General features: G+C 70.3%; 24 protein-coding genes. 16 read left to right on the top strand and 8 right to left on the bottom strand.

The genetic code is table 11. The features are described 5' to 3' along the window. Nucleotides 1–201 precede the first annotated feature (201 nt). On the top strand, nucleotides 202–1,227 hold the full coding sequence (locus tag OG496_RS37830; protein ID WP_405976792.1) for a phosphotransferase: 1,026 nt from the start codon (nucleotides 202–204) through the stop codon (nucleotides 1,225–1,227). Between the two features lie 227 nt (nucleotides 1,228–1,454). Here OG496_RS37830 and OG496_RS37825 read toward each other — a convergent pair whose 3' ends face one another. Both OG496_RS37825 and OG496_RS37820 read right to left on the bottom strand, forming a co-directional pair. After that, a complete protein-coding gene (locus OG496_RS37825) occupies nucleotides 1,455–1,748 on the bottom strand; it encodes an MTH1187 family thiamine-binding protein (RefSeq protein WP_019060761.1) in 294 nt (97 codons plus the stop codon). After that, nucleotides 1,745–2,095: a DUF3817 domain-containing protein gene (locus tag OG496_RS37820; protein ID WP_399387269.1), complete on the bottom strand. Its 351-nt coding sequence runs from the start codon at nucleotides 2,093–2,095 to the stop codon at nucleotides 1,745–1,747. Before OG496_RS37820 ends, OG496_RS37825 begins: the two co-directional genes overlap by 4 nt. Nucleotides 2,096–2,218: 123 nt before the next feature. Between OG496_RS37820 and OG496_RS37815 the strand changes: the two genes are divergently transcribed. From OG496_RS37815 to OG496_RS37795, 5 genes are all read left to right on the top strand, one after another. Further along, nucleotides 2,219–2,554, top strand: a complete 336-nt coding sequence (locus OG496_RS37815; protein WP_366489930.1) for a DUF6191 domain-containing protein — start codon at nucleotides 2,219–2,221, stop codon at nucleotides 2,552–2,554. 77 nt (nucleotides 2,555–2,631) lie between these two features. After that, a complete protein-coding gene (locus OG496_RS37810) occupies nucleotides 2,632–3,264 on the top strand; it encodes an AIM24 family protein (protein ID WP_327407071.1) in 633 nt (210 codons plus the stop codon). 1 nt (nucleotide 3,265) lies between these two features. Beyond that, the gene (locus tag OG496_RS37805; RefSeq protein ID WP_405974056.1) at nucleotides 3,266–3,916 is read left to right on the top strand and encodes an AIM24 family protein; all 651 of its coding nucleotides are present in this window, start codon (nucleotides 3,266–3,268) and stop codon (nucleotides 3,914–3,916) included. After that, a complete protein-coding gene (locus OG496_RS37800) occupies nucleotides 3,913–4,710 on the top strand; it encodes an AIM24 family protein (protein WP_405974055.1) in 798 nt (265 codons plus the stop codon). Before OG496_RS37805 ends, OG496_RS37800 begins: the two co-directional genes overlap by 4 nt. 92 nt (nucleotides 4,711–4,802) lie before the next feature. After that, on the top strand, nucleotides 4,803–5,279 hold the full coding sequence (locus tag OG496_RS37795; RefSeq protein ID WP_405974054.1) for a MarR family winged helix-turn-helix transcriptional regulator: 477 nt from the start codon (nucleotides 4,803–4,805) through the stop codon (nucleotides 5,277–5,279). A 97-nt stretch (nucleotides 5,280–5,376) separates the two neighbouring features. Here OG496_RS37795 and OG496_RS37790 read toward each other — a convergent pair whose 3' ends face one another. The 3 genes from OG496_RS37790 to OG496_RS37780 all read right to left on the bottom strand — a co-directional run bounded on the left by OG496_RS37790 (nucleotide 5,377) and on the right by OG496_RS37780 (nucleotide 9,001). Continuing rightward, on the bottom strand, nucleotides 5,377–6,615 hold the full coding sequence (locus OG496_RS37790; protein ID WP_405974053.1) for an MFS transporter: 1,239 nt from the start codon (nucleotides 6,613–6,615) through the stop codon (nucleotides 5,377–5,379). A 183-nt stretch (nucleotides 6,616–6,798) separates the two neighbouring features. Next, nucleotides 6,799–7,755 (bottom strand): methylmalonyl Co-A mutase-associated GTPase MeaB, encoded by a 957-nt coding sequence (gene meaB / locus OG496_RS37785; RefSeq protein WP_317880807.1) that lies wholly within the window; start codon nucleotides 7,753–7,755, stop codon nucleotides 6,799–6,801. A 43-nt stretch (nucleotides 7,756–7,798) separates the two neighbouring features. After that, on the bottom strand, nucleotides 7,799–9,001 hold the full coding sequence (locus tag OG496_RS37780; RefSeq protein ID WP_405974052.1) for an acetyl-CoA C-acetyltransferase: 1,203 nt from the start codon (nucleotides 8,999–9,001) through the stop codon (nucleotides 7,799–7,801). A gap of 149 nt (nucleotides 9,002–9,150) precedes the next feature. Here OG496_RS37780 and mce point away from each other — a divergent pair, with 149 nt between their 5' ends. From mce to OG496_RS37765, 3 genes are all read left to right on the top strand, one after another. Further along, complete coding sequence (gene mce / locus OG496_RS37775; protein ID WP_019073152.1) at nucleotides 9,151–9,591, top strand: methylmalonyl-CoA epimerase; 441 nt, start codon at nucleotides 9,151–9,153, stop codon at nucleotides 9,589–9,591. 209 nt (nucleotides 9,592–9,800) lie between these two features. Continuing rightward, a complete protein-coding gene (gene scy, locus OG496_RS37770) occupies nucleotides 9,801–13,649 on the top strand; it encodes a polarized growth protein Scy (protein WP_405974051.1) in 3,849 nt (1,282 codons plus the stop codon). Between the two features lie 371 nt (nucleotides 13,650–14,020). Then, the gene (locus OG496_RS37765; protein WP_033285426.1) at nucleotides 14,021–14,956 is read left to right on the top strand and encodes a cellulose-binding protein; all 936 of its coding nucleotides are present in this window, start codon (nucleotides 14,021–14,023) and stop codon (nucleotides 14,954–14,956) included. A gap of 66 nt (nucleotides 14,957–15,022) precedes the next feature. Here OG496_RS37765 and OG496_RS37760 read toward each other — a convergent pair whose 3' ends face one another. Then, nucleotides 15,023–15,589 carry a TetR/AcrR family transcriptional regulator gene (locus OG496_RS37760; RefSeq protein WP_366489920.1) on the bottom strand — a complete coding sequence of 189 codons (567 nt, stop codon included), beginning with the start codon at nucleotides 15,587–15,589 and terminating at the stop codon, nucleotides 15,023–15,025. Between the two features lie 113 nt (nucleotides 15,590–15,702). On the opposite strand from OG496_RS37760, the gene OG496_RS37755 reads away from it, so the two are divergent. From OG496_RS37755 to OG496_RS37735, 5 genes are all read left to right on the top strand, one after another. Next, entirely contained in the window at nucleotides 15,703–17,067 is a 1,365-nt protein-coding gene (locus OG496_RS37755) for an MDR family MFS transporter (protein WP_405974050.1), read from the top strand. A gap of 9 nt (nucleotides 17,068–17,076) precedes the next feature. After that, entirely contained in the window at nucleotides 17,077–18,048 is a 972-nt protein-coding gene (locus tag OG496_RS37750) for an ATP-binding cassette domain-containing protein (RefSeq protein ID WP_405974049.1), read from the top strand. 1 nt (nucleotide 18,049) lies between these two features. Further along, entirely contained in the window at nucleotides 18,050–18,820 is a 771-nt protein-coding gene (locus tag OG496_RS37745) for an ABC transporter permease (RefSeq protein WP_318018857.1), read from the top strand. Nucleotides 18,821–18,946: 126 nt separating this feature from the next. Further along, nucleotides 18,947–20,275 (top strand): ATP-binding cassette domain-containing protein, encoded by a 1,329-nt coding sequence (locus tag OG496_RS37740; protein WP_405974048.1) that lies wholly within the window; start codon nucleotides 18,947–18,949, stop codon nucleotides 20,273–20,275. Then, a complete protein-coding gene (locus tag OG496_RS37735) occupies nucleotides 20,272–21,144 on the top strand; it encodes an ABC transporter permease (protein WP_399387251.1) in 873 nt (290 codons plus the stop codon). The genes OG496_RS37740 and OG496_RS37735 overlap by 4 nt, the downstream gene beginning before the upstream one ends. A gap of 26 nt (nucleotides 21,145–21,170) precedes the next feature. Here the strand turns inward: OG496_RS37735 and OG496_RS37730 are convergent, their stop codons facing one another. Further along, on the bottom strand, nucleotides 21,171–21,503 hold the full coding sequence (locus OG496_RS37730) for an ATP/GTP-binding protein (RefSeq protein ID WP_366489912.1): 333 nt from the start codon (nucleotides 21,501–21,503) through the stop codon (nucleotides 21,171–21,173). A 221-nt stretch (nucleotides 21,504–21,724) separates the two neighbouring features. On the opposite strand from OG496_RS37730, the gene OG496_RS37725 reads away from it, so the two are divergent. Beyond that, entirely contained in the window at nucleotides 21,725–22,753 is a 1,029-nt protein-coding gene (locus OG496_RS37725) for an LLM class flavin-dependent oxidoreductase (protein ID WP_405974047.1), read from the top strand. Nucleotides 22,754–22,845: 92 nt separating this feature from the next. Here the strand turns inward: OG496_RS37725 and OG496_RS37720 are convergent, their stop codons facing one another. Beyond that, the gene (locus OG496_RS37720; protein ID WP_019060740.1) at nucleotides 22,846–23,238 is read right to left on the bottom strand and encodes an SCO5389 family protein; all 393 of its coding nucleotides are present in this window, start codon (nucleotides 23,236–23,238) and stop codon (nucleotides 22,846–22,848) included. Nucleotides 23,239–23,546: 308 nt separating this feature from the next. On the opposite strand from OG496_RS37720, the gene nucS reads away from it, so the two are divergent. Next, nucleotides 23,547–24,227, top strand: a complete 681-nt coding sequence (gene nucS / locus OG496_RS37715; RefSeq protein WP_366489910.1) for an endonuclease NucS — start codon at nucleotides 23,547–23,549, stop codon at nucleotides 24,225–24,227. The last annotated feature ends 9 nt before the right edge of the window (nucleotides 24,228–24,236 follow it).

The following is a 24,236-nucleotide window of genomic DNA, read 5'->3' as shown; positions in this document are numbered from 1 at the left end:
GGGACGCTTCCGGCAGCCGAACGGGATGCCTCTCCGGTGACGGAGCGAGGTATCTCCGGCGGCGGGACGGGGCGCCTCGGGCGGTGGAGCAGGGCCTCCGGCAGCGGAACAAGGTTCCTCCGGCGGTGGGGCGGGGTGCGGGGGCGGCTCGGGGAGAATGCGTCGGTCATGATGCTCAGCAGCCGCACGGGAGGCGCCCGCATGCACGACACCGCCGATCTCATCGCCGAGGCCTACGCGCTCGGCGCCGGACCGTGGACGTTGACGCCGGTCACCCGGGGCGCGTTGGGCCAGATCTGGAAGCTGTCCGGCAACGGTTCCTCATGGGCCGTCAAGGAACTCCTCTTCGGCTGCGACGAGGACCAGGTCCGCCGGGAGGCCGCGTTACGGGAGACCTCGGAGAAGCTGGGCATCGCGTCGCCGCGGCTGCTGCCGAACCGGGAGGGGGCGCACGTCTCCCACTTGGCCCCCGGCTCCGGCTCCGCATCCGGTCCCGCTTCCACCTCCGGTTCCGGCTCTTCCGCCGGCTCTCACATCAAGCTGTACGAGTGGACCGACGGCACCCCCGCGGACGTGTCCGACCCGGAGATCCTGGACTGGTTCGGGCGGACCATGGCGCTGCTGCACCGGGCGGGCAACGGCGAGAGCAGGACGCCGGGTTCCTGGTACGAACGGTGCCCGGAGGACGCCGAGTGGAGGGAGCTGCACGGGAAGGTGCGGCGGGCGGGGATGCCGTGGGCGGACGCGCTGGGCCGCTTCATCGCCACCTCCGCAAGGGAGTTGGCGCCCTGGGTGACCCCGTCCGACCCCGGCGACCTCGTGACGTCCCACCTCGACCTGCAACCCCAGAACGTCCTGGTCGGCCCGGACGGTCCCGTCCTCCTCGACTGGGACAACGCCGGATCCGCTTCCGCGGAACGGGAGTTGGCCCGCGCCCTGTTCGTGTGGTCGGGCGGGAACGAGGGGGACGTCGAGGCGGGTGTGCGGGTGGCGCGGGCGTATCGGAGCGCCGGGGGGCGTGCCGTCGTACGGGGTCCGCAGTCGTTCTCGATGCTCTTCGCCACCGCGCTGAACTACGTGCGGGTACAGGCCGAGTGCTCGATCGACCCGACGGTGACGGCCGCACAGAGGGAGTTCGGGAGTGGCCAGGTCGTCGCCGCGCTGGGGTGGGTGCCGGAGTTGGCGGTCGTGTCGCGGTTGAGTGCGGTGGTGGAGCGGGTGGGGTGAAGCGGGTGGGGTGAATCTGACCCGGGATCAGTTCATTGCCGTGGCCGAGGAGTTCGGGGCGACCTGAGCCCGCCCGTCACCGGCCTCGGGTCGGCGGTGACGTACCTGCGGCGCGAGGGCGGGTGGGGCAAGGCCTGAAGCGCTCGCTCCTCAAGCGCTCGCTCCTCCAGCCCCTGAACTCTTCCCGCTTCCCTGACCCGCCCCGCCCCCGCCGGACGGCGCTCCCGCTACTCCGCCAGGTGCCGCTCGACCGTCTCCACCTTGGACGTGAGGCCGTCCGTCACCCCGGGGCGGATGTCCGCCTTGAGGACCACGGAGACGCGCGGGGCGCGGGCCTCGACGGCGGCCACCGCGCGCTTGACCACGTCCATCACCTCGTCCCATTCACCCTCGATGGACGTGAACATCGCGTCGGTACGGTTGGGCAGGCCGGACTCGCGGACCACGCGGACGGCGTCGGCGACGTACTCCCCCACGTCCTCGCCGACACCCAGCGGCGTCACGGAAAAGGCGACGATCATGCCTTCACGGCCCCTTCCTGCTCCTGGCGGGCGCGGGAGGCGATGACCGCGTTCTCGGACTCGCGCCTGAGCTTGCGCTCGGCGAAGAAGCCGCCGGTGGGCAGTACGGAGAGGATGAAGTAGAGGGCCGCCGTCTTCGCGCCCCACTTGGTGCGGTTCCAGGCGTCGGCCCAGAAGAGGACGTAGAGGATGAAGAGGACGGCGTGGACAATGCCCATCACGGGCACCGCGTTGAAGTCCGTGGTCCGCTTCAGCACCGAGCAGACGAGCAGTACGAGGAAGGACACGGCCTCGGGGGCCGATACCAGGCGGAGGCGGCGGATGGCGGTGGCGGTCTTGATGTCCACAGGTCACCTTCGGTGAGGGAGACGTCCACAGTTTGTGAACGCGAGCACAAACGTTCACCCATTGTGGCAAACGGCTGAGCGAGTCGAGACTGGGGGTCCGCAGCCGAGTCCCCGGGAGTGCCCGTGCAGTTCGTTTTCTTCATGACGCTGCCCGGGCTGGTGGTCCTGCTGACCGCGCTCGCGTTCCTCGACCAGCTGCTCCTGAAGATGGGCCGCGCCGGAATGCTCCCCTGGCGGAACTCCGGGCGGCAGGGCCAGATATCCGCGACCGGCTTCGAGCAACTGCACGCGAGCCTCTCCCCGGGCAAGCAGACCGAGCTGAAGGAACGCCAGAGCGCGCTGGTGATGCGGGACGACGAGGAGGACGGGGACCCGCCCTGGTCGACCGTGGACCTGCGCGCGGGGACCGCCGTCATCCGGCTGAGCACTCGCCAAGACAGGCTCCGCGACACGCCCTAGGGGGCAGGTCAGGGTCGTTCTCCACCCACGGGCCCTGTCCTCGACCGTGCCCCTGCGGTTACCTTCGCAGCGTGGCGATGTTTCGACTCCAGGGCAGCAAGGTGCTCGCCGTCGACATGACCGGGGACGCCGTGAAGGCGAAGAACGGCTCGATGGTCGCGTACGACGGGCAGATGGCCTTCAAGAAGATGAGCGGCGGCGGTGAGGGCATCCGGGGGATGGTGACCCGGCGGCTCACCGGTGAGCAGATGACGGTGATGGAGGTGAGGGGGCAGGGGACCTGCTGGTTCGCGGACCGGGCCTCCGAGATCAACCTCGTGAATCTCCAGGGGGACAAGCTGTACGTGGAGTCGAGCAATCTGCTCGTGACCGACGCCGGGCTGCGGACGGGGACCACGTTCACCGGGCTGCGCGGCGCCTCGCAGGGCAACGGACTGTTCACGACGACCGTCGAGGGCCACGGCCAGGCGGCCATCATGTCGGACGGTCCGGCGGTGGTGCTGCGGGTCAGCCGGCAGTACCCGCTGACCGTCGACCCCGGCGCGTACATCGCGCACCAGGGAAATCTGCAGCAGTCCTTCCAGTCCGGTGTGACCTTCCGCACGCTCTTCGGGGAGGGCGGCGGCGAGGCCTTCCAGATCCGCTTCGAGGGCGACGGGCTCGTCTACGTCCAGCCCAGCGAGCGGAACACGATCGCGGGGGACGTGTGACATGGCGTTCACCGAGATCAACTCGAAGATGATCCAGGCCACGGTCATGCCGGGCCAGCGGCTGTTCAGCCAGCGCGGCGCGATGCTCGCCTACCAGGGCGACGTGTCCTTCACCCCCAACATCCAGGGCGGCCAGGGCGGCGTCATGTCGATGCTCGGACGCCGGGTGGCGAACGAGGCGACCCCCCTGATGACCGTCGAGGGCAGCGGCACCGTGATGTTCGGTCACGGCGGCCACCACATCCAGATCATCAACCTCGCCGGCGACACCCTCTACGTGGAGGCCGACCGCCTCCTCGCCTTCGAGGGCACCCTCCAGCAAGGCACGATGTTCATGGGCTCCCAGGGCGGCGTCATGGGCATGGTCCGCGGCCAGGTCACCGGCCAGGGCCTGTTCACCACCACCCTCCAGGGACAGGGCTCGGTCGCCGTGATGGCCCACGGCGGTGTCTTCGAGGTGCCGATCACCCCGGGCCGCCCCGTCCACGTCGACCCGCAGGCCTACGTCGCCCACCACGGCGACGTACGCAACAAGCTGTCCACGGCGCTCGGTTGGCGCGACATGGTGGGCCGGGGCTCCGGCGAGGCGTTCCAGCTGGAGCTGAGCGGCAGCGGCGCGGTGTACGTCCAGGCGTCGGAGGAGAAGCTGTGAGCCAGTACGCGGGGTCCGGCCCCACGATCTACGACCCGATGACCCTCCCGGTCGACGACAACGTCAACAAGTACACCTTCTGCGTGGAGCTCAAGGGGAGCCAGTGGTTCCTGCAGAAGGGGAAGATGATCGCCTACTACGGCTCGATGGAGTTCAACGGCATCGGGCACGGGCGACTCGACCGACTTGTCCGCACGTCCTTCCATTCGCCTCTGCACGCGAGCGACTGGGTCGTGGCGGACGGCTCGGGCAAGATGCTGCTCGCCGACCGGGCCTTCGATGTCAACGCGTACGACCTCGAAGACGCCAACATGACCATTCGCTCGGGCAACCTGCTCGCTTTTCAGCCAAGTCTCGCTCTCAAGCAGTCGATTGTTCCCGGCTTTCTGACACTCATCGGAACCGGCAAGATCGTGGCCGCGTCGAGCGGCCCGGTGGTGTTCATGGAACCCCCGATCCGGGTGGACCCGCAGGCCCTCGTCGGCTGGGCCGACTGCCCCTCCCCCTGCCATCACTACGACCACGCGTACATGACCGGCCTCATGGGCGGTCTACGTGCGATGACGGGCATCGGCGGGGCCTCCGGGGAGGAGCACCAGTTCGAGTTCGTCGGGGCGGGCACGGTGCTGCTCCAGTCGTCGGAGAACCTGATGCCCGAGCAGGCCACAGGGGTCGTGCCGCACGAGCCGGGGGTACCGAGCGGGGGCGGGGTTCCCACAGGCTCCGCACAGCAGGCGGGCGCACCGCGCCTTCCCGGACAGCTGGGGGACCTCCAGCGTCGCTTCGGGCTGTGAGCGGTAGTCTGCGGAGTGTGACGTCGAACGTGTGCGCGCCGTCACGCCACCCTCACTAGTTCGCCTTTCAACATTTTAGGTAGACTTCATTCATGGAGACCGAGACGGCCACGCGCTGGCTGACCGAAGAGGAGCAGTGCGCCTGGCGCACCCACCTGGAGGTCAACAGGCTGCTGACGTACCAACTCGAAAAGGACCTGCAGCCGTTCGGCCTGACGATGAACGATTACGAGATCCTGGTGAATCTCTCCGAGGCGGAGGGCGTACGACTGCGGATGAGCGACCTCGCGGCCGCCACCCTCCAGTCCAAGAGCCGCCTCTCGCACCAGATCACCCGCATGGAGAACGCGGACCTGGTCCGCCGGGAGAACTGCGAGTCGGACCGCCGGGGCCTGTACGCGGTGCTGACCGAGCACGGCCTGGAAACGATGAAGAAGGTCGCGCCCCACCATGTCGCCTCCGTACGGCGCCACTTCATCGACCTCGCCACCCCCGAGGGCCTGTCGGACCTCAGCAAGACCCTGAAGCCGATCGCGGATCATCTTCGGGGCCAGCGGGGACGTCCGTAGCAGCAACTGATCGAGGGCGGCCGGGATTCGACCACGAACCCCGGCCGCCTTTGTCATCCCTGGCTACGGCAGCGCCGCTCTAGGGCGCGGAGCTGTGTCAGTTTGCGGCTCCGCCGCGTGGGCGCGACCAGCCACGACGAGCCGGCAGCCAGGACACGACCCCCGCACTCCCCGCCACCACCCCGGCGACCAGGAAACAAACCCCCAACGGCAGCCGCCCAACCAGCAGCCCCGTCACCACCGACCCACCCGAACTCCCCGCGTTCACCGCCATGTTGACCCATGCCCCCGCCTGCGTCCGCGCCTCGGGCAAAGCCACCTCGTCGGCGAGCAGATACGCGGTGGTCAACGCCGGCGCCACAAAGAACCCCGCGCACCCCACCGCCACGGTGAGTGACCACACCCCCGAGGCGAACCCGCCCGCGGCCAACGCCACCCCGAGCCCCGACGCGGCCCCGGACAACCGAATCCGCGCGGCCGTACGCCAGTTGACCGCCCCGTTCAGAAGCCCACCCACCGCGCTGCCCGCCGACAGCGCGGCCAGCACCCAGGGCACGACATCGTCGCCGTACCCCCGCTGCTCCACGAACGCCATCACCAACAGGTAGACGGCACTCAACGCGAGCCCCGTCCCCCCGGCCACGACGACAGGACCGAGCAGCCCACGAACCCGGGCCGGCCTCAACCCCCGCCCGGCGCCCGCGGATACGCGTACTCCGGACAGTGCAGGTGACATGACGAAGGCGATCGTCCCGGTCACGATCAGGGCCGCGCTGAGCAGGACCCCGGCAGCCGGTGGAGCGAAGGTGAGCAGCGCGCCGACCGCCAACGGGCCGATGACGTACAGGAGTTCCTCCGCGACGCCGTCGAGGCTGTACGCGCGCTGCAACAACCCACGGTCACCGACGAGTTCGGCCCACACGGAGCGCATCGTGGGTCCAAGCGGGGGCGCGCACATGCCCGTCAGCGCGGCCACGATGCCGAGCACCACCTCCGGCGTCCCGGGGCTCCAGGTCACCGCCGCGAGGACGCACAGGAGACCGCCGTAGAGCGTCGCCATGGGGAGGAGTGCGCGGCGGGGGCCGTGGCGGTCCACCAGGGCCGCGCGCAGGGGCAGCAGCAGGACGGTCGCGGCGCCGAAGACGGCCATGACCGTGCCGGCGGCGGCGTAGGAACCGGTGGCGCGGACCACCGCGAGCAGGACCGCCGGGGAGACCATGCCGTACGAGAGGCGGCCGACGAGCGCCGCGGCGAACGTGCGGCGGGCGTACGGGACTTGGAGCACGGCGGCATACGAAGGGCACGCCGAAGTCGGCGTGGAAGAAGACGCGGACATGCGAGATGTTCCTCAACTGGAGGCAGGGAAAGGGGACGCCTGTGCGCCGCGCGACGGCGATCCGATGCGATCGCTGCCGTGCGCGGGCCGGGCGGGCCCTATGCCAAGAGGAGGAACATGCGGTCAACGTACCAACGGGACACGGCCGTTGACCACCGGGTTGGCCGTCCGTGACCTCCGCGGTCAGCCCTCGGTGATGCCCGCGATCAGTTCGTCCGCCGCCCGGTACGGGTCCAACTCCCCCGCCACGATCCGCTCCGCGAGCGCGCTCAACCGGCGGTCTCCGTGCAGGTCTCCGATGCGGGCGCGCAGGGCCGTGACCGCGATCGTCTCGACCTCGCGAGCCGCCCGGGCCGCGCGGCGCTCCGCGAGGACGCCGTGCTCCTCCATCCACGCCCGGTGCTTCTCCAGCGCCTCCACGACCTCGTCGATGCCCTCGGAGCGGGAGGCGACGGTCTTGACGATCGGGGGGCGCCAGTCGCCGGGGCCGCGGGACTCTCCCAGCCCGAGCATGTGGTTCAGCTCGCGGGCGGTCGCGTCGGCGCCGTCGCGGTCGGCCTTGTTGACGACGTAGACGTCGCCGATCTCCAGGATTCCGGCCTTCGCCGCCTGGATGCCGTCGCCCATGCCGGGGGCGAGCAACACCACGCTCGTGTCGGCCTGGGAGGCGATCTCCACCTCCGACTGGCCCACCCCGACCGTCTCGACCAGGATCACGTCGCAGCCCGCCGCGTCGAGGACGCGGATGGCCTGCGGGGCGGACCAGGCGAGGCCGCCGAGGTGGCCGCGGGTGGCCATCGAGCGGATGTAGACGCCGGGGTCGGAGGAGTGGTCCGACATGCGGACGCGGTCGCCGAGCAGGGCGCCGCCCGAGAACGGCGAGGACGGGTCGACGGCCAGGACGCCGACCCGCCTGCCCTGCTTGCGGTACGCCGTGACCAGCGCGGACGTGGACGTCGACTTGCCCACGCCCGGCGATCCGGTGAGGCCCACGACGTAGGCCCCGCCGGTCAGCGGTGCGAGGGTCGCCATGACCTCCCGGAGCTGGGGGGATGCCCCCTCCACCAGGGAGATCAGCCGGGCCACGGCCCGCGGCCGGCCTTCCCTGGCCTGGGCCACCAGCGAGGCGACGTCCTGCATCACGGCTCCGATCCCTTGCGGATGTGCGAGAAGGTACTGCTGCTCAGGCCTTGGGTACCCGCACGATCAGCGCGTCACCCTGACCGCCGCCGCCGCACAGCGCCGCCGCGCCGACCCCGCCGCCGCGCCGCTTGAGCTCCAGGGCCAGGTGCAGCACGAGCCGGGCGCCGGACATGCCGATGGGGTGGCCCAGGGCGATGGCGCCGCCGTTGACGTTCACCTTTTCCGTGGACACCCCGAGGTCCTTCATTGACTGCACCGCCACGGCGGCGAAGGCCTCGTTGATCTCGATCAGGTCGAGGCTCTCGACCTCCAGGCCCTCCTTCTTCAGGGCGTGCAGGATCGCGTTCGAGGGCTGCGACTGGAGGGAGTTGTCGGGTCCCGCCACATTTCCGTGGGCGCCGATCTCGGCGATCCACTCCAGGCCCAGCTCCTGCGCCTTGGTCTTGCTCATCACGACCACGGCCGCAGCGCCGTCCGAGATCTGCGAGGAGGTGCCGGCGGTGATCGTGCCGTCCTTGGTGAACGCCGGGCGCAGCTTGCCGAGCGACTCGACCGTGGTCTCCGCGCGGATGCCCTCGTCCTTGCTGAAGACGACGGGCTCGCCCTTGCGCTGCGGGATCTCGATCGGCGTGATCTCGGCCTCGAAGACGCCGTTCTGCTGGGCGGCCGCGGCCCGCTGGTGGGACAGGGCGGCGACCTCGTCCTGCTCGGGGCGGGCGATCCCGAGCCGTGTGTTGTGCTTCTCCGTGGACTCGCCCATCGCGATGTTCTCGAAGGCGTCGGTCAGGCCGTCGTAGGCCATCGCGTCGAGCATCTCGATCGCGCCGTACTTGTAGCCCTCGCGGGACTTGGGGAGCAGGTGGGGGGCGTTGGTCATGGACTCCTGGCCGCCCGCGACGACGATCTCGAACTCACCTGCACGGATGAGCTGGTCGGCGAGCGCGATGGCGTCGAGGCCCGAGAGGCACACCTTGTTGATGGTGAGCGCGGGGACGCTCATGGGGATGCCCGCCTTGACGGCGGCCTGGCGTGCCGGGATCTGCCCTGCCCCGGCCTGGAGCACCTGGCCCATGATCACGTACTGCACCTGGTCGCCACCGATACCCGCACGGTCGAGGGCGGCCTTGATCGCGAAGCCGCCGAGATCGGCTCCGGAGAAGGACTTCAGGGAGCCCAGCAGGCGTCCCATGGGCGTCCGGGCGCCCGAGACGATCACCGAGGTCGTGCTGTTCGTTCCAGACATGAGGTGCGATCCCCTTCCAGCGTGTTTCAGCTGAGGAGTGAACGAGGGTTTACTTGAAATGTACTGAGCGGTAGTCCACCCCGTCATCGGGCCGTCGGTGTGATCGCGCGCACGTTGCGTAACCATCGCGCTAGCGCTGCACTACATACATGCTGACGCGAATCGACCACATCGGGATCGCCTGCTTCGACCTCGACACGACCGTCGAGTTCTACCGGGCCACGTACGGCTTCGAGGTGTTCCACTCCGAGGTCAACGAGGAGCAGGGCGTGCGCGAGGCCATGTTGAAGATCAACAACACGGACGACGGCGGCGCCTCCTACCTTCAGCTCCTCGAACCCACCCGCGAGGACTCCGCCGTAGGGAAGTGGCTGGCGAAGAACGGGGAGGGGGTCCACCACATCGCCTTCGGCACGGCGGACGTCGACACGGACTCCGAGGACATCCGCGGGAAGGGCGTACGCGTTCTGTACGAGGAGCCCCGGCGCGGTTCCATGGGGTCACGGATCACGTTCCTGCACCCAAAGGATTGCCATGGCGTACTGACAGAACTGGTCACTTCGGCGCCTGTTGAGTCACCTGAGCACTGACCCTCGTACATATGGGCCGGTAGGGTTGGGGTCGGTCGTCGCTCGCAACCAGGGCAACGGCATGCCGGGGTCCGGGTTTCGGGGGGCGAGCGTCGGGCAGCAGCCCATGCTCCGTCGTTGATCTGACACCATTCCCCGGAAGCACCGTCCGTTGGATGGACGGGGCTCGTTGGAGTAAACCGCGACCAGGGGACGGATGGGACCGCGCAGTGCGGGGCTACGAACGCCAGGAGCGAGAGCCGGCGGCTGACGTCGACCACCTCTCTCGGTTCGAGGCCGAGATGGAGCGGCTGAAGACCGAGCGGGAAAAGGCGATCCAGCATGCCGAGGACCTCGGCTACCAGGTCGAGGTGCTGCGCGCCAAGCTGCACGAGGCGCGCCGCACCCTCATGTCCCGACCGGCTTACGACGGCGGTGACATCGGCTATCAGGCCGAGCAGATGCTTCGTAATGCCCAGGTCCAGGCCGACCAGTTGCGGCAGGACGCCGAGCGGGAGCTGAGCCAGGCCCGCGCGCAGACCCAGCGCATCCTCCAGGAGCACGCCGAGCAGGCCGCGCGCCTCCAGGCGGAGCTGCACCAGGAGGCGGTGACCCGGCGCCAGCAGCTCGACCAGGAGCTGGGCGAGCGCCGGCAGACCGTCGAGTCGCACGTCAACGAGAACGTGGCGTGGGCCGAGCAGCTCCGCGCCCGCTCCGAGTCGCAGGCCCGCCGTCTCGTGGACGAGTCGCGCGCCGAGGCCGAGCAGGCCCTGGCCGCCGCCCGTGCCGAGGCCGAGCGCGTCGCCACCGAGGCCCGCCAGCGGCTGGAGATCGACGCCGAGACGGCCCGCGCGGAGGCGGAGCAGCTTCTGCGCCGCGCCCGCACGGACGCCGAGCGGCTGCTGAACGCGGCGTCCTCGCAGGCCCAGGAGGCCACCGACCACGCCGAGCAGCTGCGCAGCTCCACGGTCAACGAGTCGGACTCCGCCCGCCGCCAGGCCACCGAGATGAGCCGGACCGCCGAGACGCGCATGGCCGAGGCCGAAACCTCACTGCGTGAGGCGCGCCTTGAGGCGGAGAAGGTCCTCAGCGAAGCGAAAGAAGCCGCCGCCAAGGCGCTCGCGAGCGCCGAGTCGGCGAACGAGCAGCGCACGCGGACGGCGAAGGAGCAGGTCGCCCGGCTGGTGACGGAGGCCACCAAGGAGGCCGAGTCCACCAAGACGGACGCCGAGCAGGTCGTCGCGGACGCCCAGGCCAAGGCCGACAAGATCGTCGCGGAGGCCGAGGAGAACGCGCGCAGCCTCACAGCCGAGGAGACCGCCTCCCAGCTCGCGAAGGCCGCCCGTACCGCCGAGGACGTCCTCGACAAGGCGTCCGAGGAGGCCAAGAACACCACCAAGGCCGCCACCGAGGAGGCCGAGCGGATCCGCTCCGAGGCGGAGGCCGAGGCCGACCGGCTGCGTGCCCAGGCGCACGACATCGCCGAGGGGCTCAAGGGCGCGGCGAAGGACGACACCAAGGAGTACCGGGCCAAGACGGTCGAGCTGCAGGAGGAGGCGCGCCGGCTGCGCGGCGAGGCCGAGCAGCTGCGCGCCGACGCGGTCGGCGAGGGCGAGCGCATCCGCGCCGAGGCCCGCCGCGAGGCCGTCCAGCAGATCGAGGAGGCGGCCAGGACCGCCGAGGATCTGCTGTCCAAGGCCCGGGCGGACGCCGACGAGCTGCGCCAGACCGCCACCACGGACAGCGAGAAGGTCCGCACCGAGGCCATCGAGCGCGCCACCACCCTGCGCCGGCAGGCCGAGGAGACCCTCGACCGCACCCGCAAGGAGGCCGAGCGGCACCGCTCCGAGGTCATCGAGCAGTCCGAGGGCATCAAGGCGAACGCCGAACAGGCCGCACGCGACCTGCGCGACGAGACCGAGCGGGCCATAGAGGCACGCCGCGAGGAGGCCGCCGAGGGCCTCACCCGGCTGCACACGGAGACCGAGGAGCGGCTCGCCGCTGCCGAGCAGGCACTCACCGACGCCCGCGAGGAGGCCGAGCGGATCCGCCGCGAGGCCGCCGAGGAGACCGAGCGACTGCGCGGCGAGGCCGCCGACCGCATCCGCTCCCTCCAGGCACAGGCCGAGACGGAGGCCGACCGGCTGCGCAACGAGGCGGCCGGCGACGCGTCCGCGTCCCGCGCCGAGGGCGAGGCCATCGCCGTACGACTTCGATCGGAGGCGTCGGCCGAGGCCGAGCGGCTCAAGACCGAGGCGCAGGACACCGCCGACCGGGTCCGCGCGGAGGCCCAGGCCGCCGCCGAGCGGCTGGCCACGGAGGCGTCGGAGACACTGGCCGCCGCCCAGGAGGAGGCCGTACGACGTCGTCGTGAGGCCGAGGAGCTGCTCGGGTCGGCCCGTGAGGAGGCCGGGCAGGAGCGCGAGCGGGCCCGCGAGCAGAGCGAGGAGCTGCTGGCCTCGGCGCGCAACCGCGTCGAGGAGGCACAGTCCGAGGCCGTCCGGCTGGTCGAGGAGGCCGACCGGCGCGCCACCGAGATGGTGTCGGGCGCCGAGCAACACGCCCAGCAGGTACGGGAGTCCGTCGCCGGGCTGCACGAGCAGGCCCAGGAGGACATCCAGGGGATCAGGTCGGCCGCCGAGCACGTGGCGGACCGCACCCGGCGCGAGGCGCAGGAGGAGGCGGACCGGGTCCGCGCCGACGCGTACAGCGAGCGGGAGCGGGCCACCGAGGACGCCAACCGCGTCCGGCGCCGGGCGGCCGAGGAGACGGACGCCGCCAAGGCCCTTGCGGAGCGCACCGTTTCGGACGCGATCGCGGAGGCGGAGCGGCTGCGGTCGGAGTCGGCCGAGCATGCCCAGCAGGTGCGTACGCAGGCCTCGGACACGATCGCGCAGGCCGACCAGGACGCGGCGCGGGCCCGGGCGGACGCCCGCGAGGACGCCAACCGGATCCGTTCGGACGCGGCGACGCAGGCCGACACTCTCATCACCGAGGTGACGGCGGAGGCGGAGCGGCTCCAGACGGAGACCATCGACGAGGCCGAGCGGGTGCGCTCGGAGGCCGTGGCCAAGGCGGGGAAGCTCATCTCGGACGCGACCGGGGACGCGGAGCGGCTGCGTGCCGAGGCCGCCGACACGGTGGGTTCCGCGCAGCAGCAGGCCGAGCGGATCCGCAACGAGTCCAACCGTCTCAAGGCGAACGCGGAGGCGGACGCCGAGCGGGTCACCTCGGCGGCGCGCGAGGAGTCGGAGCGGACGCTGGACGAGGCCCGCAAGGAGGCCAACAAACGGCGCTCCGAGGCGGCCGAGCAGGTCGACACCCTCATCACGGAGACCGCGGCCGAGGCCGACAAACTCCTCAGCGAGGCCCAGCAGCAGGCGCAGAAGACGACGGCGGACGCCGAGGCACAGGCCGACTCGATGGTCGGCGCGGCCCGCAACGAGGCAGACCGGCTGGTGTCCGAGGGCACGGTCGAGGGCAACTCCCGGGTGGAGCGGGCCCGTACGGACGCGGACGAGCTGCTCGTCGGCGCGCGTCGGGACGCCACTGCCATAAGGGAGCGGTCCGAGGAGCTGCGCGACCGCATCACCACGGAGATCGAGAACCTGCACGAGCGGGCCCGCCGTGAGTCCGCCGAGACGATGAAGTCGGCCGGCGACCGCTGCGACGCGCTCATCAAGGCCGCCGAGGAGCAGCTCGGCAAGGCCCAGATGAAGGCCAAGGAACTGGTCTCGGAGGCCAACTCCGAGGCGGGCAAGGTCCGTATCGCCGCCGTGAAGAAGGCCGAGGGTCTCCTCAAGGAGGCCGAGCAGAAGAAGTCCACGCTCATCCGCGAGGCCGAGGACCTGAAGGCGGAGGCGATCCGCGAGGCCCGCCGCACGGTCGAGGAGGGCAAGCGCGATCTGGAGGTGCTCGTCCGCCGCCGCGAGGACATCAACGCCGAAATCTCCCGTGTCCAGGACGTCCTGGAAGCGTTGGAGTCTTTCGAGGCCCCGACAGCGGCCAAGGACGGCGGGGTCAAGGCGGGAGCCACGGCGGGCGCAACTCGTTCGAGTGGCAAGTCTGTTGAAGGTTAGGGCCTGTCCGGCGGATCAGGTCGCAGGAAAGTGACGGTGCCTGATAGGCACCGGCGAGCGGGGCGTGGTGCGTGCAGCTGCAAGGCGGAGGAGGGAGGCGACGCGGAGCGTCGCCGACCGACGACAACGCGGCAGATGTGCGTGCCACGCCCCGCGTCTGCGACATGATCCGCTGGACAGGTCCTAAGAAAGCCCTGTGAGGTTAGGGGTGTTCTGGGGCCTTTGACCGAGTCTTTGGCAAGCGGTCCGACGGTTAGCCACTCAAAAGGGGTGTCATTCTCCAGATCAAACACGCATCCGCTCGATGACACACCGCTTCGGCCCCTAGGATTCCCCCTATCACCTCACCGGTCTCATTCGACAGGAACCCCATGAGCGACACTTCCCCCTACGGCTTCGAGCTTGTGCGGCGTGGGTACGACCGCGCTCAGGTGGACGAACGCATCTCGAAGCTCGTCTCCGACCGTGACAGCGCTCTGGCCCGTATCACTGCTCTCGAAAAGCGCATCGAGGAGCTCCACCTCGAAACGCAGAACGCCGCGGCCCAGGTAAGCGACGCAGAGCCGTCGTACGCCGGTCTCGGCGCGCGGGTCGAGAAGATCCTCCGCCTCGCCGAGGAAGAGGCCAAGGACCTGCGCGAGGAGGCACGGCGCGCGGCCGAGCAGCACCGCGAACTCGCGGAGTCCGCTGCTCAGCAGGTCCGCAACGACGCAGAATCGTTCGCTGCGGAGCGCAAGTCCAAGGCGGAGGACGAGGGCGTCCGGATCGTCGAGAAGGCCAAGAGCGACTCCGCCCAGCTGCGTGGCGAGGCCCAGAAGGACGCGCAGCAGAAGCGCGAGGAGGCCGACGCCCTCTTCGAGGAGACCCGCGCCAAGGCCGCGCAGGCCGCCGCCGACTTCGAGACGAACCTCGCCAAGCGCCGCGAGCAGTCCGAGCGCGACCTGGCATCGCGTCAGCAGAAGGCCGAGAAGCGCCTCGCGGAGATCGAGCACCGCGCGGAGCAGCTCCGGCTTGAGGCCGAGAAGCTGCGTACGGACGCGGAGCGTCGCGCCCGTCAGACGGTGGAGACGGCTCAGCGCCAGGCCGAGGACATCGTGGCCGACGCGAACGCCAAGGCCGACCGCATCCGTTCGGAATCCGAGCGCGAGCTGGCCGCCCTGACGAACCGTCGCGACAGCATCAACGCCCAGCTGACGAACGTGCGCGAGATGCTCGCCACGCTCACGGGTGCCGCGGTGGCCGCCGCGAGCTCGCCGGTCGAGGACGAGCCGATCTCTCGTGGAGTTCCGGCTCAGCAGTCCCGGTGAGCAAGCGATTGCCAGTAGGTATGTGAACGCCGGCTGAGGCCCGCATTCCCTTAGGGGGTGCGGGCCTCACCCGTGTCCGGCCAGCAGGGGCAGGTACACGTCGTCGACGATCCCGACGAGGGTGGCGTCGGCGACCGGGTCGCGGGAGACGACCATCTCGTAACGCAGCAGGTCCGCGGGGACGGTGACGGTCCGTCGGGGGAGGTCGGCGGTGGGGATCTCACCCCGCTTCACAGCACGCTGAAGCAGCGTCAGCAGGATGTCGTGCATGATCCCGAAAACCTTCGGGTCCAGGTCGGTCACCTCCGCGAGCAGGCCCCGGATGACGTCCGGGCCGATCTCCCGCTGCCGTTCGGCCATCAGCCGCAGCAGGGTGAGCAGGTCCTCGCGCAACTCCCCGGTGTCCGGCACCTGGTCGACGATGAAGCCGGTGCGGTGCGGCAGGGCGGCCTTGACGAGTTCGGCGCGGTTGGCCCAGCGCCGGTAGAGGACCTGCTTGCCGGTACGGGCCCGGGCCGCGACGCCCTCCATGGTGAGCCGGGCGTAGCCGACCTCGGCCAGCTCCTCCCATACGGCGTCCAGGATGTCGGCCTCCAGCGCGGCCCCGCGCCGCCGCGTCTGCTCTGCGGCCATCACCGGCACCCCTGACTCCCACTAGGAGACCTTGCGTCTCTTATCGGGGCCAGTCTAACGTGGCCCTTTAGAGACGCACCGTCTCTAAAGGTGTCTCCAAAGGGGGAACCGCCATGCCCGACACCACCGTCCGCCCCGCCGAACACCTCGACCCGGCCGTCCGCAAGCTCGCCGGCATCCTCGTCCTCGGCGCCCTCGCCCCGCTCCTCGACAGCACGATCGTCTCCATAGCCCTGCACACCCTGGGCCACGACCTGGGCGCCTCCACGGCGAGCCTGCAATGGGTCAGCACCGCGTATCTCCTGGCCCTCGCGACGGTCGTCCCGGTCTCCGGCTGGGCCGTCGAACGCTTCGACTCCCGGAGCGTCTGGCTCGGCGCGCTGCTCCTCTTCCTCGCCGGATCCCTGCTCTGCGGGCTCGCCTGGAACATCGGCTCGCTGATCGCCTTCCGGGTCGTGCAGGGCATCGGCGGCGGACTGCTGCTGCCCGTCCTGCAGACCCTGGTGATGCGCGCCGCCGGCGGCCGCAGCCTCGGCCGCCTCATGGCGGTGATCACCCTGCCCGCCATGGTCGTACCGATCCTCGGCCCGGTCGTCGGCGGCCTGATCGTCGGTCACCTCAGCTGGCGCTGGATCTTCTACGTCAACCTGCCCGTCTGCCTCCTGGCCCTCGCCCTGGCCTGGCGCGGCGTCCCGAAGGACACCCCGCGCCCCGGCCACCACCTGGACCTGACCGGCCTCCTGCTCCTCTCCCCCGGCCTCGCCACCCTGGTCTACGGCCTGTCCGAGACCGGCGCCGCCCGCGCCACGGCGATCCCGGTGGGCGCCGTACTCATCGCCCTGTTCGCCCGCCACGCACTGCGCGCCCGCGAACCCCTCGTGGACCTGCGCCTGTTCCAGGACCGCGCGTTCGCCGTCTCCTCGATCCTGACGTTCCTGAACGGGCTCGCCCTGTTCGGCGGGATGTTCCTGCTCCCCCTCTACTACCAACAGGCGCGCGGCGAGGGCGTGATCGCGGCCGGGCTGCTGCTGGCGCCGCAGGGTCTCGGCAGTCTGCTGGCCCGGGTCACCGGCCCGCTGACCGACCGGCTCGGGCCGCGCCCGGTCACCGTGGCGGGCATGCTGCTGTGCGCCCTGGGCACCCTCCCCTTCCTTCTTCCGCATCCCGGTGCGGCCCTGCTTCTCGGTGCGCTGATCGTGCGCGGCCTCGGGGTGAGCGCGGCCAACATGGCGGTCATGGTGGGCGCGTACCAAGGTCTCGACCGGGCCCGTATCCCGCACGCGAGCACCACCGTCCGGATCGTGCAGCAGCTCGGCGGCAGCGTCGGAACGGCCGTACTGGCGACGGTCCTCGCGCACGGGCACGGCGGCACCGCGTTCCCGCACGCGTTCGCCTGGGCGACGGCGTTCACGGTTGTTGCCTGCCTTGTCGGACTCTGTTTGCCCGTTCGGGTGGCATCCGCCGAACGCCCGTCTTAGCGTGGCCGCATGATCGAGCTTGAGGGGCTGACCAAGCGGTACGGCGAGAAGGTGGCGGTCAACAACCTCACCTTCGCCGTCAGACCCGGCATCGTCACGGGCTTCCTCGGCCCGAACGGCGCCGGCAAGTCGACGACGATGCGCATGATGCTCGGTCTCGACCGGCCGACCGCCGGCGACGTGCGCATCGACGGCCAGCACTACGACCAGCTCAAGGACCCTCTGACGTACATCGGCGCCCTCCTCGACGCCAAGGCCATGCACGGCGGCCGCAGCGCCTTCAACCACCTGCTGTGTCTCGCGCAGAGCAACGGCATCTCGAAGGCCCGGGTGCATGAAGTACTCGACACCGTCGGGCTCACCTCCGTCGCGAAGAAGAAGGCCAAGGGGTTCTCGCTCGGCATGGGCCAGCGGCTCGGCATCGCGGGCGCGCTGCTCGGCGACCCGCGGATCCTGATGTTCGACGAGCCGGTCAACGGGCTCGACCCCGAGGGCATCCACTGGATCCGCAACCTGATGAAGTCCCTTGCCGGGCAAGGTCGTACGGTCTTCGTCTCCTCGCACCTGATGAGCGAGATGGCGCTGACGGCCGATCACCTCGTCGTCATCGGCCAGGGCCGGCTCCTCGCGGACACCTCCATGGCCGACTTCATCCAGCAGAACTCGCGGTCCTACGTCCGGATCCGCACCCCGCAGCGCGAGCGGCTGCTCGACGTGCTGCACCAGGCCGGGATCACCGTCGTCGAGTCCGGCAGCGGGGTGCTCGAAGTCGACGGGGGCAGGTCCGAGCAGATCGGTGAGCTGGCCGCGTCGCACCAGCTCGTGCTGCACGAGCTGAGTCCCCAACAGGCCTCCCTGGAGGAGGCGTTCATGCAGTTGACCGCGGAGTCGGTGGAGTACCACGCGCATTCCGACGCACCACCACCCCCCGTGGCACCTGCTCAGCAGCAGGGCTGGGGCGACGGCTGGAAGAAGGGCTGACATGGCGGCGACCCAGGTCATCCGCTCGGAGTGGACCAAGATCCGTTCCGTCGCGTCGACGGTGTGGACGCTCTCGCTGGCCGTGGTGGTGACGATCGGGCTCGGCATGCTGATCTCGGCGCTGTCGAAGAGCCAGTTCGACGACATGAGCGCCAAGGACAAGCTGTCCTTCGACCCGACGTTCATCAGCTTCGCCGGGATGAGTCTCGGTCAGCTCGCGATGATCGTGTTCGGGGTGCTCGTCGTGTCGAACGAGTACAGCACCGGCATGATCCGCACCTCGCTCGCGGCCGTCCCGCAGCGCGGCACCTTCCTGTTCAGCAAGATCGCGGTGGCCGCCGGGCTGTGTCTCGTGGTCGGCCTGGTGACGAGCTTCCTCACGTTCTTCCTCGGGCAGGCGATGCTCGGCTCCCACAGGGCGGAGATCGGCGACCCGGGCGTGCTGCGCGCGGTGATCGGCGGCGGGCTCTACATGACCCTGATCGCGCTGTTCTCCATGGGCGTCGCCTCGATGCTGCGCTCGCCGATGCTGTCGCTGGGCATCCTGATGCCGTTCTTCTTCCTGATCTCCAACATCCTCGGCAACGTCTCCGCGACGAAGAAGATCGGCCAGTACCTGCCCGACCAGGCCGGCAGCAAGATCATGCAGGTGGTCACCCCGGTCGACGACTCGGCGCCGTACGGACCGTGGGGCGGGTTCGGGATCATGGCCCTCTGGGTGCTCGCCTCGCTCGTCGGGGCCTACGTCCTTCTGAAGCGGCGGGACGCGTAGCCACGGGCCTCGGCTTCGGGCGTTGCTTTACTTTCTCTTGGGCGGAACCGTCAGCGCCCCGATATCCTCCTAACCCTTACGGGGGCGTGTGCCCTGCTGTCCTGATCCTTTCGATGGGTGCGGAGCATGATCGAGGCTGTCGGCCTGACCAAGCGCTACGGCGACAAGACCGCCGTGTACAACCTTTCCTTCCAGGTGCGGCCCGGTGCCGTCACCGGCTTCCTCGGGCCCAACGGCTCGGGCAAGTCGACGACGATGCGCATGATCCTCGGCCTGGACAACCCCACGTCAGGACAGGTGACGATCGGCGGCTTCCCCTACCGCAAGCTGCCGAACGCCCCCAGACAGGTCGGCGCCCTGCTCGACGCCAAGGCCGTGCACGGCGGCCGCAGCGCCCGCAGCCATCTGCTCAGCCTGGCCCAGCTCTCGGGCATCCCGGCCCGGCGCGTGGACGAGGTGCTCGGGGTCGTGGGCCTCCAGGACGTGGCGAGAAAGCGCTCCAAGGGCTTCTCCCTCGGCATGGGCCAGCGGCTCGGCATCGCCGCCGCGCTCCTCGGCGACCCCCAGGTGCTGCTCTTCGACGAGCCGGTCAACGGCCTCGACCCCGAGGGCATCCTCTGGGTGCGGAACCTGATGAAGGCGCTCGCGGCGGAGGGCCGTACCGTCTTCGTCTCCTCGCACCTCATGAGCGAGATGGCGCTGACGGCGGACCACCTCATCGTGATCGGGCGCGGCCAGCTCCTGTCGGACATGAGCGTGCGGGACTTCATCTCGGCCAACTCGGCCGACTTCGCGCGCGTGCGCACCCCGGACACCGAGCCGCAGCTGCGCGAGAAGCTGACCTCCGCGCTGACCGAGGCGGGCGGCCACGTCCTGCCCGAGCAGGACGGCGGACTCCGCGTCACGGGACTGCCGCTGCCGCGCATCAGCGACATCGCGCACGACACGGACGTACGGCTGTGGGAGCTGTCCCCGCATCAGGCCTCGCTGGAGGAGGCGTACATGCGGATGACGCAGGGGGCTGTCGACTACCGCTCGACGATCGACCAGAAGGCCGGCCTGATGCAGCAGCTGCCGCCGGGCGCGCAGCCGCCCATGCCGGTGCCGGGGCAGGGCCAGCCGGGCTGGTACGCGCCGCCGTCACCGCAGCAGGGCGGCCAGCCGTTCGCGATGGGCCAGCCGCCGGCGAATCCTTACGGCGCCCCGAATCCGTACGGCGCCCCTGCGGCGCCCGGCGCGGCGGTGCCGGGCCCGTACGGGCCTCCTGCACCCCTGACCCCGCAGACGGCGACACAGCCGCCCCAGGGCCCGGCGCAGGGTGCCCCGGCGGCTGCTCCGGCTCCGGTCGCGGACGCGATCCCGGCCGCTCCCGCCCCCGCGGACCCGCCTGCTCCCGCGCAGCCCTCCTCCCCCGCACCCGCCGCCGACCTGACCAAGCCCGAGGACGCCCGATGAGTACGCCCCAGCCCCCGATGCCGCAGGCAGCCGCGCCCAACTGGCAGGCGGCGGCCGGTCCTTCGTACGGCGGGTACACCTCGCCGATCCCGGTGGTGCGCACGCATCTCGGGCATGCGCTCGCCTCCGAGTGGACGAAGATCAAGTCGGTGCGCTCGACGATCTGGACGCTCGGCGTGTTCGTGGTTCTCGTCGTCGGCATCGGCCTGCTCGCCGCCGTCGTGGTCAGCAACTCCTCCTCGGAGCTGCACGGCGAGAACCCGCTCTCCTACGGCTTCTTCGGGCTGCTGCTCGGCTGCATGTGCATCATCACGCTCGGCGTGCTGACCACGGCCTCGGAGTACGGCACGGGCATGATCCGCACGACGATGACCGCGTGCCCCAGCCGCGGCCGGGTCCTCGCGGCGAAGTCGATCGTGTTCTTCGGGGTCGCCTTCGTGGTGACGCTGGTGGCCTCGGCGTTCATCGCCTTCGTGGACGCCTCGCTGCTGGAGAACAACGGCGCGAAGGACCCGTCCGCCGGCGAGTGGCTCAAGGGGACGGTCGGCGTCTCGCTCTACATCGCGCTGCTCGGGCTGCTCTCGCTGATCGTCGGCTCGATCATCCGGCACTCGGCGGGCGCGATCACCGTCATGATCGGCGCGGTGCTCGCCCCGCTGGTCATCGCGCTGTTCATGTTCTCGCAGTCGCTGGAGGGCGTACGCGAGAAGCTGTTCGAGTACTCGATCCCGAACCAGCTGAGCGTCTTCTACTCCAACTCCCTGACGGAGAGCGGCCCTTCGGGCTGGGACCCGCTGTGGATCATCGTGGGAGTGACGGCCGTCGCGTTCGCGGGCGCGGTCGCGCTGCTGGAGCAGCGGGACGTGTGAGCAGTACCACTTTCTAGAAGGTCGGCCTAGAACCTCGGCGCGTTCCTGGACCGCTGCACCCGTGTGGTGCGGCGGTCCTTCGCGTTCCAGCAGGCCTTGTGCCAGTGGCGGCGGTCGTCGACGCCCGCGTGCTCCGGCCAGGCCACGACGTGCGGGACGCCGGAGGGGATCTGCTGGTCACAGCCGGGGCAGCGGTACGTCTTGCCCTGCGCGCTGGCCCCGGCGACGTGGCGCACGCTCCACTCCTCGCCCTGCCAGTGCTCCGTGGACTGCCAGCCGCCGTAGCGGCCCGAGGGCTCGTCGTCGGCACTGGGGCCGGAGGAACCGGACTCCTTGGGTCGGTTGCGACGCGGGGACACAGAACACCTCACGGGGCTATACAGGAGGCAAGGGCTGTGTCCAGCCTACGTGGCCCGCGCAGGGGTACGCGAAGGGCATCAACCCGTACAAGTCCCCCTCGGGACCGCGCATTCTGCAGACAATCCGCAAATCTCTTTGCCAGGCCGTGTCCTCGGCACGTGTCGGGCGGTTATGCCCGGTGGGGGAGCTCCGTGTCGGAGCCAAGGAAGCAGGAAAAGCCATGCGCGTCGGAAGTTTTGTGTTGGCGGCCCAGTTCCCGGGGCAGGGCCAGGGGGAGGCCCTGCACCGCGCGGTCCGCTCGGTGGAGGTCGCGGAGGAAGCCGGTCTCGACACGGCCTGGCTGGCCGAGCACCACTTCGTGCCCTACGGCACCTGCCCGTCCGCGGTCACCCTGGCCGCGTTACTGCTGGGCCGCACCCAGCGCATCCGCGTCGGCACCGCGGTCAGCGTGCTGCCCACCGTCCACCCGGTCGCCCTCGGCGAGCAGGCCGCGCTGCTGCACGTGACGAGCGGGGGGCGCTTCTCGCTGGGCGTGGGGCGCGGCGGGCCGTGGGTCGACCTGGAGGTGTTCGGCTCGGGCCTCGCCGCCTACGAACAGGGGTTCCCGGAATCACTCGATCTGCTGATGCGCTGGCTGCGCGAGCCGTCGGTCGCGGGCACCGGGGACCGCTTCGCGTTCCGTGAAGTGCCGGTCGTACCAAGGCCGTCGGAGGCGCTGTCGGACGCGCCGGGCCCCGAGGTCGTCGTCGCGTGCACCTCGCCCGCGAGCGTGCGGCTGGCGGCCGAGCGGGGCCTGCCGATGCTGCTGGGCATGCATGTCGGGGACGAGGAGAAGGCGGAAATGGTCGCCCTGTGGCGGCAGTTGGCGCGGGCGGCCGGACGGCCGGCGGAGGAGATCCGCGGGGCGGCCCATGTGTCGGCCGGTGTCTGCCAGATCGCGGACAAGCGTGCCGACGCGGTGGAGGCCCTGGTGAAGGCGATGCCGGGCTGGCTGAAGCAGGGGCTCGACGCCCATATGACGGTGGACGACCGCGAGCGCCGGATGCGCGACCCGCTCGCGTACACCGAACTCCTCTGCGGGCTGCACCCGGTGGGCACCCCGCGGCTGTGCGCCGACCGGCTCGCGGCGACCTCGGAGCGGACCGGCATCTCCCGCTTCGCGCTGCTCGTCGAGGGGTCCGGGGACCTCGCGGCGACCGAGGAGAACGTACGGCGGCTCGGAGCCGAGGTGCTCCCTCACCTCGGCTGAGCGAACCACGCTGGACGATCCGCGGGGAGCTTGCCGCCCCGTACAGAGCACCTCCCGCGTACGGAGCGGCAAGCAGTGCGCCGTCCGCCGCGTCAGCAGTCCCTGAACTCCGGGGACTGGTTCAGCAGCTGACTGCGCACCGAGGTGAAGCGGGCCAGCGTCTCGTCGACCGAGCCGTCCAGCGGGAACACCGCCACCCGGTGGCAGTTCTGGAAGGCAAGGCGTACACCGAAGTGCCGCTGCAGCGCGCCGCGTATCGCGTCACTCGCGAGCGCACGCAGCAACTGACCGCGTGCCTGCTCGTCCGGCGGCGGCGTCTGGTTGTCGGCGAACGCACCGCCGTCGACCTTCAGCTGAGCCACCAGGGAGCTGATCATCTCCCATGCGTAAGGCAGGGAGGTCCGGACGCAGTCGACGAATTCAGCTTCGTCGACCTCGCCTCGCTCGGCCTTTTCGAGTAGGGCCGGTGAGACGTCGAGCGACATGGGTTCTCCTCTCGCACCCCCAAGGCGCGGGGGTTGCCGGACAGGTAAGGGAGTTCGCGATGACGAACACGCTGCGTACATGTCTCGCGACCTCCCGCTTATACGGTAGGCAACGGAGGGTGGCGGCACCAGGAGAATGCGTACATAGGGAACTCTCAATGGGCCCACAATCGGCCAAGAATGAACAACGGGCGTCACGGGTCTTCCAGGACAACAGGGGCGGCCCGCAGGGCCTCGGTTGAGGGTGGTGGTGGGAGACGGGTGGGCGAATCGCGTGTACCTACGCCCGTCGAGTAGCGTTGCCGACCATGCGTCTCGTCATTGCCCGGTGTTCCGTGGACTACGCGGGCCGGCTCACCGCCCACCTGCCCTCCGCCCCCCGTCTCATCCTGGTGAAGGCGGACGGCAGCGTCTCGATCCACGCGGACGACCGGGCCTACAAGCCCCTCAACTGGATGTCTCCGCCCTGCACTCTGAAGGAGGGTTCCGGGGACCCTGAAGATCCCGCGGGCGTCTGGACCGTCATCAACAAGGCGGGCGAGAAGCTCATCATCACGATGGAGGAGATCCTCCACGACTCCTCGCACGAACTCGGCGTGGACCCCGGCCTGATCAAGGACGGCGTGGAAGCGCACCTCCAGGAGCTGCTCGCCGACCGCATCGACACCCTCGGCGACGGCTACACGCTGATCCGCCGCGAGTACATGACGGCCATCGGACCGGTCGACATCCTGTGCCGGGACGCCGAGGGCCAGACCGTCGCGATCGAGATCAAACGGCGCGGCGAGATCGACGGCGTGGAGCAACTCACGCGCTACCTGGAGCTGTTGAACCGCGATCCCCACCTCGCCCCGGTCCGCGGCATCTTCGCCGCCCAGGAGATCAAGCCCCAGGCCCGCGTCCTCGCCACCGACCGCGGCATCGGCTGCACGGTCCTCGACTACAACGCCCTGCGCGGCATCGAGGACGACAAGCTGCGCCTGTTCTGAGCCTGTTCC

Source organism: Streptomyces sp. NBC_00988 (genome assembly GCF_045162645.1).
Taxonomy (GTDB): domain Bacteria; phylum Actinomycetota; class Actinomycetes; order Streptomycetales; family Streptomycetaceae; genus Streptomyces.
This window is presented reverse-complemented; position numbering and strand designations above follow the sequence as displayed.